This is a genomic window from Mesorhizobium sp., from assembly GCF_004962925.1.
Taxonomy (GTDB): domain Bacteria; phylum Pseudomonadota; class Alphaproteobacteria; order Rhizobiales; family Rhizobiaceae; genus Mesorhizobium.
In genome coordinates this window covers 91592-100700 of record NZ_SUEO01000003.1, presented here as the reverse complement: position 1 = coordinate 100700, position 9109 = coordinate 91592, and the positions used below count along the sequence as shown (strand labels likewise).

The following is a 9109-nucleotide window of genomic DNA, read 5'->3' as shown; positions in this document are numbered from 1 at the left end:
AAAAGCTCGGCTCGGCACGGACGGTATGGTTAGACGCCCATTCGGCCAGCAGCGCATATTCGACGCCCGAAGAGCCGACGACGAAAGTGCCGCCCGGCGTGCGAACGCGCCATATCTCCTTGCCGGCAAGCGCCTGAGTTTCCAAGCTGTCGACATCCAAAAGCACGATGTTGGTGCCGTCGGCGAACAAGCGATCGAACGCTTCCAAGCGGGACGCCGACTGCAGCGTCGCGAGGTCGACCAGACCCGAGCTGAGGTCCGTCTGCCGCGACAGATGGATCAGCAGGTCGGACTCATCCATCGGTGTGGTCGGGTGGCGGCTCATCACGGGATGGCGATCGATACGGAAAAATTTGTCGCGGTAGGCCGCAAACAAATGACCGAAGGCGGTATAGCGCTTGAGCTGCGGCGCGCCGACCACCAGCGGTACGCTGTCTTGGCTGAACACTGAGCGGCCGATCTCGATGGCCCGGCCGATGCTGCCGATCGTCGGGCTGGAATCGAAGGTCGAGCAGACCTTGTAGTGGCAGATCTCGGCGTTCAGCGCCTTCAGCCAGGCGAGGGCGCCCTGCAGATGCGTGTCCATCCACTGCGGCGTCTCGCTTCGGCTGGTGCCGGCCAAGCCGATGGCACGGCAATGGCTGAACTGCGAAAGCAGCGCCTCGTCCGGTTGGCGCATGAACAGCACGGTCGGCACACCGCCGAGCTCGAGCGCCTCCATGACGTCGGTCGAGCCGGTGAGGTCGTCGCCGTAGTAGCTCAGAAGCAGGTTTTGCATGGCGTCGCTTTGCTCAGGCCGCTTTGCCGTCGCCGAACTTTTCGATCGACCGCGCCAGTTCGGGATGGGTCAGGGCGAACTCCGCCAGCGGGATGCCCTCGACCGCCGCCTGCCAGGCTTGCTGCACGGCGCGGACGCCGGCACCCGGCCCGTCCGGATGGCTGACGATGCCGCCGCCGCAGAGATAGAGGAGATCGACCGTTCGGCCGGTTCGCTCGAAGGTTTCGGGGGCCTGTCCGCCCCATTGGCCGGAGCCGGCGACCGGCAGCGCGCAATCATCAGCCGAAAAGATCGGCGTGGTCACCGCCTTGAAGGATTCGACGAATGACCAGTCCGGCTCCCAATATTTCGAGGCGATGCCGTTGATCTGGAACTGATCGACGCCGAGCAGCCGCCAGAACTGCTGCCAGACCTTGAAATCCATACCGAGGCCCGCGTGCCGGGTGAGGATGTCCCAGCCGTTGCGGTGAGCGTGCAGTACCAGGCTGGAGCGCTTTCTGAGAAAGGCCATGCCGCCGAAGCCGACAGAATTGATGTTGACCACGGCGCAATTGCCGCCGGCCTTCGCCACCAGATCGTGGTTTCGCATCATCTCGTCAGGGTCGGCGTGCGAGATGCCAAAAGCATACATCACCTTCTTGCCGGTCTTCTGCTCATGGTCGAGGACGAGTGGCATGATTGCCTTGACCCGTTCCGACAGAGGCGAATAGGCCGGGCTCATCAGCTTCTCGTCGTCCTTGATGAAATCGACGCCGGCGGCGATCAGCTCACTCACCATTGAGGCCGTCTCGTGCGGGCGCAATCCAAGCGCCGGCTTGACGATCGTCCCGATGATCGGGCGATCGGTGACACCGGTCAGCCGACGGCTGCCTGTGACGCCGAATTGCGGGCCCGGGTGCGCGCCGCGATACTCATCCGGCAGCTTCATGTCGACGATGCGAATGCCCGACAGGCCCTTGATCGAAAAGGCGCCGCCAATGGCGATGGTCATCAGCGCAGAAAGATCGGTGCCGATGGCATCGAGCGGAAACGCGATGTCGACATCCGCGCGCTTGAAGGGCCCGTCGCCGGCTTCGGGAAGGGACGGGTGATCGGCGTCCGGCAGAGGCCGTATCGCCAGGACGCGCGCCGCCACCCGCGCCTTGAGCTCTTCGGTCTCGCCGGCCAGCGCGACGAAGGTTCCGGTCGACTGGTCGCTGGCGATCTTGGCCGCCAGCGCCTCGATGCTCGCCGAGGTCTCGATGCGATAGGTGAGGGTGATCATAGTTCGAAAAAAGTTCCCTGATCTTCCAAATCTGGTATAATGAGTACATAAGTATTGCAAGCGATATCCTGCTCGGCAGGCATTCTGGGAATCGTGGCGACAATGCTAAATAGACACCGGTCAAGGGAGTGATTCGCGACGATGAACCGTTCGGAGCCGATCGTCCGGCGCAAGCTTTCCGACGAAGTATTTTTGAGACTGAAGCGCTTGATCACCAGCGGCGAATTGCTGCCGGGCGACGACATGCCGTCGGAGCGTGAGCTGATGGAGCGCTTCGAGGTCGGCAGGCCGGCGATCCGCGAAGCGATGCAGGCATTGAGCAATATGGGTCTCGTCGCGATCTCGCATGGCGAGCGGGCGAAAGTGCTGCAGCTGACCGCCAAGTCGATCATCAAACAGGTCGACGGCGCGGCCAAGATCATCCTGTCGTCGTCGAAGGACACGCTGGAGCACCTCAAGAACGCCCGCATCTTCTTCGAGCGCGGCATGGTCAGGGAAGCCGCCGAAAAGGCCACCGCCGAGGACGTTCAGCGGTTGCGGGCAACCGTTGCCGAACAGCGGAGCTTTCGCGGCGATTCCGAAGCCTTCATATCGGCCGACATGAAATTTCATACCCAGATCGCGGCGATATCCGGCAACCCGATCTATGTTGCGGTCAGCGAAGCGATGCTTGGCTGGCTGAAGGAATATCACACCGAGATGCTGATCTGGACCGGCAAGGAAAAGTTCACGCTGACCGAGCATGAAGAAATCATCGGGCGCATCGAGCAGAAGGATGCGGACGGCGCCGAGAAGGCGATGATCAAGCACCTCGAGCGCTCGCGCGCGCTGTATGTGATGAATTCCGGCAACTGATTTTCACCCGATCCGGGTGATCGCGAAAGGCGTCATCACAAGGTGGCGTCGTTCGAACCCGAAAATATCAACCTTCACTTCGCTCGCCGTCAGGTTCGCCAGCCACGTGATGGTCTTGCCTGCGGCAGAACGGCCGGCCAGCGTGAGCACCCGCGTCTCATCGCTCGTTCTCGCCGCTACGTGCCTAAAGCCGGCCAGTTCGCAGAGCCCGTGCACGGCCTGGAAGATCGGCCGGGGTTCACTTTCGACGGGTTCCCCGGATGCCGCCAGCACCCCGAACGGTCCGGTGCAGCTGCAAAGCGTGAGCATCTCCAGTCCGACCGGCGCGACGCGCGCAGCATAGCCGATCGTCCATGCCGCCGCGAACTGACCTGCGTGGCGCGGATCGCGGTCGGCCATGGCGATGCGCTGGCCGCCAGGGTTGTCCTTGGTCGCGCCGCCATAGGGGTTCTGGCGCATGGCGATGGTCGAGGGGCCGATCCGGTAGGGTTTTGGCCCGAAGATCGCCCGCGCCGAGGCGGTGATGAAAGGCAGCGCCTCCAGCGATTGCATGACGCTGAGATCGTCGGCGGCGTGCACGATCGGGCAGGTGCAATGGGTGACGAAATCGAGCTGGCCGGCCGGGACGCGCTTGCGATTCAACTCAGTGAAATAGCTGAACATGCCACCGCCGAGGCGGATGTCGGGGAAGGCGCGGCGGGCGGCAGAATAGACGTCTTCGAGCGGCGGACATTCAGGCCATGCGCTGCCTGGCGGCGTCGACTGCCGGTCGACCGAAGGCGAAACGGCTATGGCTGAGAGCTTCAGCCCGGCCTGGCGCACCATGCCGGCGACACCGGAGAGCTCGGCATCGAGATCACCGACGCAGGAGACGACGCATTCGAGCGTCGTCTTGGCCGAATAGGCTGCGGCGAGCCTGGCGTAGGACTGCAAGGCGCCGAGGCCGTGGCCGCGCGTCGGATCGTAGTGGAACATCAGCTGTTGCGGGCCAAGCGCGGACAGTATCGGCAGGTTTGCCAGTGCTGCATCGACCTCGGCCGGGTAGATGATCACGCCGATATCCGGCAGCGCCGGTCCGGCTTCGCCGAGCTCGACGCGGATTGGCTCGGCGATTGCGGCGGCAGCCGGCACTTTCCCGTCGCCGGACACACGCAGACTGATCGTCTGGCGCACAGTCTCGCCGGCGGGCAGCATATAGGGCCATGGCAGCGCGAGCGGCCGGACATAGGTCTTGTAGGACGCATCCGACCAGTTGCGCTGGTCCTCCATTTCGAAGGCGTCGCCTTCCATCCGGCATTCGGCGGTGACGCCGGGCCGGACCTCATGGGTGATCGCCCGCAAATCCTTGAAAGGCTGCCAAGGGTCGATCAGTTCGGGAAGCTTTGTCGCCACAACGCTGCCGTCGGTATGCTCGACCGTGACCGGGCTGCCGGCCAGGCCGGCGATCGGATGCAGGATGCAGAAGCCGCAGCGGTTGGTCTCGAAATCGCTTTCGGGAAGGGCGCTCACGTCGAAAACCAGCTGGCCGTCGGCGGAACCTTCGATCGTCGCGCGAAAGTCGAGCCGGATTCCCTTTGGCCCGACACAACTTGCCGAATAGCTGACGGAGAAGCTCTCGGGGCCTTGGTCGACGACCAAATCCGTCAGCGCCGGCTCGTAGGTGCCCCAGTCGCGATCCCTGACGATGTAGGCGATGGCGCGCAGCACTTCGATGCCGCCATGGCGGATTGTGCGTAGATTGCCGTTGACGAAGTCGGCGGTGAGCGCGCCGGCGCGCAGCCTGACCGGCTCGGCCTCGACCGCGGGCGCGCCATAGAGGAGGAAGGCGTCGGCGGTCATCTCAGCAAAGCGTCGAGCTGCACCGGTTCACGGCTCGCAGCACCCGCATAGGCAGCCTCGACCAGCGCGAAAGTCTTGAGGTTGTCGGCGCCGGAGGTTTCCGGCTCGGTTCCTTTCGCCAGACAAGCGACCCAGTGCTTTTGGATGGCGACGACGCTTTCCTGGATGTTGTGCCACGGCCGCGATGCCCAGGGCAGCAGCGGCGGCGAGACGTCGCTGACCGCCGTTCCGTTCCTGCCGGTGACGGTGAGTCGGTAATTCTGTTCGAGCCGGATCGTGCCGTCGCTGCCGTCGATCTCGACCAGCGTCTGCGGAAACGGCTCGGTCGCGAGCTTTGTCGCATAGCTGCAATCGACCACAGACGTTGCGCCGCTGTTGTGGTCCAACAGCATGGTCGCGACGTCCTCGCCGGCAATCTCAGGATTGATGCGAGCGGTTCGTGTTGTGATCGTCGAAACGTCGCCCAGCAGAAAGCGGGCAATGTCGAGACAATGGATGCCGAGATCCTCGATAATGAAACGCTTTCCCGTCGCCAGATAGGGCTGGCCGGAAAACACGTCATAGGCCGAGCGGAACGAGATACGTCCGTAGAAGGGTGTGCCGATTTCGCCGCTGTCGAGCACGGCACGCACCGCCTGGATCGGTGACTGCCAGCGAAAATTTTCATGCACCATCAACGGCACGCCGGCGTCAGTGCAGGCCTTCACCATGGCCTTGGCGTCGGCAAGCGTCGGCGCGAACGGTTTTTGGCAGATTGCCGGAATGCGGTACCGCGCCGCCATCTCGACAAGCGGACGATGGCTCGCCGCGGTGGCGGCGATATCGACGAAATCCAGGCTTTCGCCGGCAAAAAGTGCTGCCGCGTCGGTGTAGCGTCGCGCAATGCCGAACTGTTCGCCGACCACCTCGAGCCGTACCGGATCGCGGTCGCAAATGGCGACGATCGAGGCACCGGCGATGTCACGCCAGGCATGCATCTGGTTGACGGCAAAGAAGCCGCAGCCGATCAGCGCTCCACGAAGTTCCACCATCAGCCTGCCTTTGCCATCTGCATTAGTGTGACGCGGCTTTGTAGCCGGCGCTGCGCCTGGTCGACGACGACAGCGACGATGATGACGAGGCCCTTGATGACCATCTGCCAGAACGAGCTTACGCCCATCATGACCAGCCCGTCCGAGAGAATGCCGATGACGAAGGCGCCGACGATGGTGCCGCCGATCGTGCCGCGACCACCCGACATCGACGTGCCGCCGAGCACCGCCGCTGCGATGGCGTTGAGCTCGAAGCTTTCGCCGGTCGCCGGATGCGAGGCCATCAGCTCGGACGAGATGATCAGGCCGACGATCGCCGCGCAGAAACCGGAGAACATGTAGACGAACATCTTCACCATATTGACCCGGACGCCCGAAATCCGCGCCGCCCGCTCGTTGCCGCCGACGGCGAAGATGTGGCGGCCAAGCGGGGTGTATTTGGCGAGATAGGCCGCCCCAAGTGCTACCACGACAAGAATCCATATCGAGACCGGCAGGCCGAACAGCCGGCCGGCGCCGAGGAAGCCGAACCCCGTCGTGCCCAGATCGGGCTTGCCGACAAGGTTAGGGAAAGTGCGGCCATCGGACGACAGCAGCGCCAGGCCGCGCGCGACATAGAGCACGCCGAGCGTGGCGATGAACGGCGCGACGTTCAGCCTGGTGATCAGCAATCCATTGACGGCGCCGATCAATATGCCGACCGCCAGAGTGATCAGTGCGATCTCGAAGACGTTGAAATAGATCGTGTATCCGACCTGCAGGTCGATGCCGTTGAGCACGAGATAGCCGGCCACCATGCCGCACAGGCCGACGATCGAGCCAACCGACAGGTCGATGCCTCCGGTGATGATGACGAAGGTCATGCCCATGGCCAGGAACGCGTTCAGCGCCACGTGCTTCGACATCAGGATCAGGTTGGCGGCCGACAGGAAATTCGGTGCCGCGATCGAGAAGAAGACCAGGACGGCGATCAGCGCGATGAACGTCCTCGCCTTCATCAGCGTCAGTAGCACGGAGCCGCTCGAGGCGGAGGCAACAGCCGCCTTGGCCGGGATGTCAGTCATGGGCGGTTCTCCGTGTGCGGGACCGGTCCGTGGCCAAGCGCCGATGCGGCGACGAGTGCCGCCTCCGTCGCCTCGGCGCGATCGAACATGCCGGTCAGTTTTCCATTGCTCATCACCGCGATCCGGTCGGAAAGCGCCATCACCTCGTCGAGATCCGAGGTCGCGAAAAGAATGCCCAGTCCGTCGCGGGACAGTTTGCGCATGGTGCGAAAGACGTCGGCCTTGGCGCCGACATCGATGCCACGGCTCGGTTCGTCCATCAAAAGCACCTTCGGCCCGGTGAGCAGCGCCTTGCCGATGACCACCTTCTGCTGGTTGCCGCCCGATAGCGACGAGACCTCCTGTGCAGGGTTGGCGACCTTGATCGCCAGCTCCCGCACCATCTGCGTCACCGCCTGGTTTTCCTTGGCGCCGCTTATGTGGAACAGACGCACAAACCGCGACAGGCTGGCCAGCGTCAGGTTGCTGGCAACCGAGAGGATCGACACTAGCCCTTCGCGCTGGCGGTCCTCGGGAATCAACGCCAATCCGCGCCGGATGCGCCGCGTCGTGTCGCGCTCTTTCACCTTCTTGCCGGCGATGAAAATCGTTCCGGTCGCATGGCCGTGGCGTCCCATGATGCAGTCGAACAGCTCGCTGCGCCCGGCGCCCATCAGGCCGTAAATGCCGAGGATTTCGCCGGCGCGCAGCGACAGCGAAACATGATCGACCGCAAGTCCGCCGGTTACGCGTGGCAGGCAGATGTCCTCGGCGCGGAATATCTCTGCGCCCGGAACATGGCCGTCGGCCTTGGCGAAGTCCTTGGCGTCCGAGCCGATCATCTGCCGCACGATCCATTGCGTGTCGACGTTTTTCATCTTCTCCTGGCCGGTGATGCGCCCGTCGCGCAGCACGGTGATGTAGTCGCCGATGCGGATTAGTTCCTCGAGACGATGCGAGATGTAGACGATCGCCACGCCGCGTGCCTTGAGGTCGGCGATCACCTTGAACAGGATCTCGACTTCCGCCGCACTCAGCGCCGAGGTCGGTTCGTCCATGATCAGGATGCGCGCATCGAGCGAAACCGCCTTGGCGATCTCGACCAGCTGCTGCTGGCCGATGCGCAGGTCCTCGACAAGCATGTCCGGCCGGATGCCGGCTTCCAGCCGCTCGAGGAATTCCGCCGCACGGCGCTCTTGCTCTCCGCTGTCGATCTTGTGGAACCGATTGGTGATCTCGCGGGTCGCGAAAATGTTTTCGGCGACCGTCAGGTTGCCGAACAGGTTCAGCTCCTGAAACACCATGCCGATGCCGCGGTTCACCGCGTCGCCGGATGACGAGAAGGAAACCTCTTCACCCTCCAGGAGGATGCGACCCAGCGTCGGCTGTTCGACGCCGGCGATGATCTTCATCAGCGTCGATTTGCCGGCGCCATTTTCGCCGACCAGCACGTTGACCGCGCCCTTGCGCACCTCGAAATTCGCGCGCTTGACCGCGACGGTGCCCGAATAGACCTTCGAGACGTCTTCCAGCTTCAGGATGACATCGTGATCGATAGCGGCAGTCATGGTTTCGGCCCGATCTCTGCCTCCGCCGGCGTCACCAGCGGCAGGTCCTGGCCGCTGCCCATGACATAGGCGCCGACAATCCTAACGCTCCGGCCTTCGAGCGCTTCGCGCGGCAGCTTGGAAAGCACTGTCTTGTCGGCATGGATGTTGAACGCCTTGCCGAACTGGGCGAAGTCGATCTGGTTGGTGAAGTCGTTGAACTGGATGAAGTCGAGGCTGTCGCGCAGCGCGGTGCCACGCACCGCGGGTCCGATCTGTACCCGCGCATCGGCCTTGCCGTCGCCGTCGGCATCGACATCCATAGTGGCCGCGCGTGACTGTGTATTCGCCGCGACAATCTTGCCTTCGAGGCGAGCCGCGAAGGTCCATGGCGAATTCGCCTGCTTCTTCGGATTGCCATACTTGGCGCCGGCAGCCGCTGGATCGGCTTTCGCCAGCGCGTGAACCTCGGGAAACGGCCCGGCTTTCTGCCTGAGATAGGGCACCACCTTGGCAGCCCAGATGTCCCCGACCATCTTTTCCGCATTGAAGGCTGGCGCATTGCCACCGTTTTCCCCAGACGGCGTCGGCAGGATCTTGCAGGCGGTCAGGCTGATGCCGAGTACCGCGGCAAGGATCGGCGCGGCGAGGATCGAACATGTCGGCTTGTTCGGCATGGCGGTCAGGGCACCCGGAAAATGGAAGCAAGGGACGAACCGGAAGCTCGTCCCCTGCGATTGATGTTACGCCGG

The 9109-nt window shown here is 63.4% G+C and carries 8 protein-coding genes; 1 reads left to right on the top strand and 7 read right to left on the bottom strand.

From position 1 onward, the window contains the following. Nucleotides 1–778, bottom strand: a 778-nt coding sequence (locus E5W87_RS02000) for a four-carbon acid sugar kinase family protein (RefSeq protein ID WP_292393481.1), incomplete at its 3' end; no start/stop codon positions are given. Nucleotides 779–791: 13 nt separating this feature from the next. Further along, nucleotides 792–2042 (bottom strand): 3-oxo-isoapionate-4-phosphate decarboxylase OiaX, encoded by a 1251-nt coding sequence (oiaX, locus tag E5W87_RS01995; protein WP_292393479.1) that lies wholly within the window; start codon nt 2040–2042, stop codon nt 792–794. A 141-nt stretch (nt 2043–2183) separates the two neighbouring features. Between oiaX and E5W87_RS01990 the strand changes: the two genes are divergently transcribed. Then, the gene (locus E5W87_RS01990; RefSeq protein ID WP_095483858.1) at nt 2184–2897 is read left to right on the top strand and encodes a transcriptional regulator NanR; all 714 of its coding nucleotides are present in this window, start codon (nt 2184–2186) and stop codon (nt 2895–2897) included. A gap of 3 nt (nt 2898–2900) precedes the next feature. On the opposite strand, the gene E5W87_RS01985 is transcribed toward E5W87_RS01990, so the two are convergent. From E5W87_RS01985 to E5W87_RS01965, 5 genes are read right to left on the bottom strand one after another with little or no spacing between them, the layout of a single operon-like run. Then, nucleotides 2901–4736 (bottom strand): hypothetical protein, encoded by a 1836-nt coding sequence (locus tag E5W87_RS01985; RefSeq protein WP_292393477.1) that lies wholly within the window; start codon nt 4734–4736, stop codon nt 2901–2903. Further along, nucleotides 4733–5767 (bottom strand): Gfo/Idh/MocA family oxidoreductase, encoded by a 1035-nt coding sequence (locus E5W87_RS01980; RefSeq protein ID WP_292393475.1) that lies wholly within the window; start codon nt 5765–5767, stop codon nt 4733–4735. Before E5W87_RS01980 ends, E5W87_RS01985 begins: the two co-directional genes overlap by 4 nt. Then, nucleotides 5767–6831, bottom strand: a complete 1065-nt coding sequence (locus E5W87_RS01975; RefSeq protein WP_292393473.1) for an ABC transporter permease — start codon at nt 6829–6831, stop codon at nt 5767–5769. The genes E5W87_RS01980 and E5W87_RS01975 overlap by 1 nt, the downstream gene beginning before the upstream one ends. Then, nucleotides 6828–8378: a sugar ABC transporter ATP-binding protein gene (locus E5W87_RS01970; protein ID WP_292393471.1), complete on the bottom strand. Its 1551-nt coding sequence runs from the start codon at nt 8376–8378 to the stop codon at nt 6828–6830. Before E5W87_RS01970 ends, E5W87_RS01975 begins: the two co-directional genes overlap by 4 nt. Next, entirely contained in the window at nt 8375–9034 is a 660-nt protein-coding gene (locus E5W87_RS01965; RefSeq protein WP_292393469.1) for a DUF2291 family protein, read from the bottom strand. Before E5W87_RS01965 ends, E5W87_RS01970 begins: the two co-directional genes overlap by 4 nt. Nucleotides 9035–9109 lie beyond the last annotated feature (75 nt).